This window comes from Arthrobacter sp. Hiyo1, from assembly GCF_001263615.2.
GTDB lineage: Bacteria > Actinomycetota > Actinomycetes > Actinomycetales > Micrococcaceae > Arthrobacter.
The window spans coordinates 729,081-732,022 of the sequence record NZ_DF952469.1; the positions used below are offsets into that span (position 1 = coordinate 729,081).

At 64.6% G+C, this 2,942-nt stretch carries 2 protein-coding genes and 1 pseudogene; all 3 read right to left on the minus strand.

Translation table 11 applies throughout. From position 1 onward, the window contains the following. Positions 1 to 935: Gfo/Idh/MocA family oxidoreductase (locus AHiyo1_RS07685; RefSeq protein ID WP_059388164.1), on the minus strand; the 935-nt coding region annotated here is incomplete at its 3' end. A gap of 35 nt (positions 936 to 970) precedes the next feature. Beyond that, complete coding sequence (locus AHiyo1_RS07690) at positions 971 to 2,011, minus strand: Gfo/Idh/MocA family protein (RefSeq protein WP_059388165.1); 1,041 nt, start codon at positions 2,009 to 2,011, stop codon at positions 971 to 973. After that, positions 2,011 to 2,942 (minus strand): annotated as a pseudogene (locus tag AHiyo1_RS07695) (Gfo/Idh/MocA family protein); the annotation flags it as partial. The pseudogene AHiyo1_RS07695 and the gene AHiyo1_RS07690, both read right to left, overlap by 1 nt.

The window sequence follows — 2,942 nt, forward strand, 5'->3', positions numbered from 1 at the left end:
CGGACTGCCGCCGCGAAGTCCACGAGCTCAGCGGTGTAGGCTTCGCGGAACAGTTCCACGTTGAGCCTCGGAGTCTCAGCGGAAAGGCCCTCTGCCGTGTACCTCAGGGCAGCCGTTTCAGTGGGCCGTCCGGCCTGCACCATGCCCTTGGAGCCGAAGACTTCGCCCCTGACGTCATAGCCGTACAGCGCACTGAAGTTGGCTTCCGCCACCGCCAGGGCGCCATTGCTGTAGCGGATGGTGACCACGGCGGTGTCCAGGAATCCCTGGTCACGAAGGCTCGGCTCAACCAGTGCGTCCGCGACGGCGTAGACCTCCACCGGTTCGGCGCCTTCGTTGAACCAGTTCAGAGTGTCGAAATCGTGGATGAGGGTTTCCAGGAAAATCGTCCAGGCCGGAATCCTGGCTGCATGTCCGATGCTCCCGGTACCCGGATCCCTTGTCAACGAGCGCAAGAGCTGCGGCTCCCCTACAATTCCTTCGGCCAGGTCCTTCTTCGCGGCTTGGAAGTCGGTGGCGTAACGGCGATTGAAGCCGATCTGGAAATGTACCCCGGCGGTTTCGACGGCGAGGAGGGCGGCGTCGAGCTCTTCGAGGCTCTGCGCGGCAGGCTTCTCGCAAAATACGTGCTTGCCGGCGGCCGCGGCCTGGGCGATCAGGGAAGCGTGAAAACGCGCGGGACTGGCGATGATGACGGCATCGATGTCAGGATCGGCCAGGATGTCCGCGGCGTCGGGGGTGACCTTCGCCGTACCAAGCTGGGAAGCCACGGACGCGGCGGAGTCCACGTTGGGATCGGCGACGGCGGCCAGGACCGCACCCGGAACCCTGCGAGCTATGCTTTCGCCGTGAAACGCTCCCATCCAGCCGGACCCTATGAGTCCAAGCCGCACAGGCGTGGGGAGACTGGAGGAGTGCTGTTCGATGTAGGCCATGGGCCCGTCCTTTCGATAGTCAGTACAACAATTGCTCAGGCGGCATTGCCTTCGCCCTGGAATTCAATGCCCACTTGGCGGCAGATTTCATCGGCAACATCCATCGTCCGGATGGAGGAGGCCAGGGGCCGTTGTTGGGTTTCCGTCTCACCCGCGGCGACGGCGCGGGCCACCGCTGCGGCTTCGAAGTGCAAGCCTTCCACATGCCCGCCCACAGCCTCGTTGTGGCGAAGCCGCGTGCCGTCCGGGAAACGGAGCTCGAAACCGCCGGGCATATTGAAGGGGCCGTCGATGGTCAATGTGGCCTCGGAGCCAACGATCGTCGCCGCGGTGGGGGTGAAATTATGCAAGTGCGTATTCATCACGGCCTGGCCCCCGCCCGTGAATTGCATGATGGCGGAGAGTTGGCCGTTGACACCCGATTCGTGGGGCTCGCCGAAAGCGCTCAAGCGTTCCGGGGCGCCGAGTACTTCGGTGATGAGGGCCAGAGGGTAGGTGCCGAGGTCCAGCAATGGCCCGCCAGCCAGAGCGGGATCGAAGATGCGCTGGCCTCGTTCAAAGTGCTCACCGTATTCCGCCAGGACCGTCGTTACGGTACCCAGCGTCCCGGCGTCGAGCACTTGCCGGATCACGTCGAACTTCGGAAGGAAGAAGCTCCACATAGCCTCGGCGGCGAAAACGCCGGCTGCCTTGGCCCGCGCGGCGATATCCCGTGCCTGCGCGGCATTCAGGCCGATCGGTTTCTCGACCAGGACGTGTTTGCCGGCGTCGATGGCCATCAAAGCAGCCGCATGGTGGAAGTTGTGCGGCGTGCACACATACACAATGTCTATGTCCGGAGCCGCTGCCAGCTCTTCGTAGCTTCCATAGGCGGCGGGCACACCGAAAGCATCCGCGAACGCCTTGGAGCGGTTCAAGGAGCGGGAGCCGACGGCGGCGATCACTTGCGTTGAGTGGGCCTGCACCGATTCCATGAAGCGTTCGGCAATCCACCCCGGACCCATGATCCCCCAGCGCAACGCCGGAGCGTCGCGCGAATCCGGCACCCTTGATACTGGCAGACCGGATGAAACCATCAGTAGATCACCTTTGTGTAGGCTCCGTCGCTGTGGAGCGAGCGGATCATCGCTTGTGCGAGCTGCGACGCGCGCAGGCCATCCTCACCCGTGGCGAGCGGCGCCGGCTCTCCCTTTTCGAGGGCGGAGATCCAGGCCTGAAGTTGCAGGCGGTACGCGTCGGCGAAACGTGGACGCCAGTCTGCGGGGATTTCGGAGCTGCGCTTCCCTTCCTGCCGGACATCGAGGGCGGCCGGTTCCGGGAGCGCGGCAGTGCCGAACTCCGAAACAACCTCGCACCGGGTGGTGTAACCGTACTGGGCGTTGAGGAAGAGTTCGAGCGTTGCCAGGGTGCCGTCGGCTGCGCGTAGGAGCATGAAGGCCGGGTCCCGCAGGTCACCCGTGCTGTACCGGGAGCTCCGCCCCGCTTGCCAGGACACCTCAGTGATGGGCGAATCCAACAGCCAGGGGATGATGTCCAGCTCGTGGATGGCCGAGTTGGTGATGGCGGACTCCGAGCTCGCGCCCGGTCCCGCGGATACGGTCCGGCTGGTGCAGTGGACCTGCAAAGGCTCGCCTTGCGTGCGTGCCCGGGTGGCTTCGCGCAAGGCGACATAGCCGGGATCGAAGCGCCTCATGAAGCCCATCGACAGCAGCCGCGCACCCGTTGCGGCCAAGAGGTCGGCTTCGGCCTCCACCACTTCGCGGCTTTCCAGGAGCGTGGGAGCCAACGGCTTTTCGCACAATACCGGGGTCATCGCTTCGAAGCATTCCAGCACCAGTCCCGCATGTGGAGTCATGGGAAGCGACCACGACGGCGTCAACGTCGCTGGAGTTGATCAGCTCGGAGGGGTCGGTGGTGATGCGTGCGGATGGCGGCGCCGCAGCTGCCGCACGTCCGGCGTCGAGGTCTGCCACGAAGGTGACTTCGGCCCCGCTGATGGTGGTGGAG